The following is a 328-nucleotide window of genomic DNA, read 5'->3' as shown; positions in this document are numbered from 1 at the left end:
GTCGTCCAGCTCCACCTCGCGGGCGATGGTCACGCCGTCGTTGGTGATGGTGGGCGCACCGAACTTCTTGTCGATGACGACGTTGCGGCCCGTGGGGCCGATCGTCACCTTCACGGTGTCCGCGAGCTTGTTGACGCCGCGCTCCAGCGAGCGGCGGGCATCCTCGTTGAACTGCAGGATCTTCGCCATCAGTACGTCTTTCCCTCTCACCAACCGCGCCCCGGGCCCCGGGTCTCTTGGACACGGATCCCGGGGCGGGTCACGACTCTGCGGTCAGCGTCGGAACTACTTCTCGATGATCGCGAGGACGTCGCGAGCCGAGAGGACG

General features: G+C 66.2%; 1 protein-coding gene. It reads right to left on the bottom strand.

What is annotated here, in order from left to right:
- The coding region (locus LO771_RS30130; protein ID WP_304944885.1) for a TCP-1/cpn60 chaperonin family protein at positions 1-189 on the bottom strand (189 nt) is incomplete at its 3' end.
- Positions 190-328: the final 139 nt, after the last annotated feature.

This window comes from Streptacidiphilus sp. ASG 303, assembly GCF_020991365.1.
Classification (GTDB): Bacteria; Actinomycetota; Actinomycetes; order Streptomycetales; family Streptomycetaceae; genus Peterkaempfera.
Note: the sequence above shows the minus strand (reverse complement) of the source record. Positions and strands in the feature narration are given on the sequence as shown.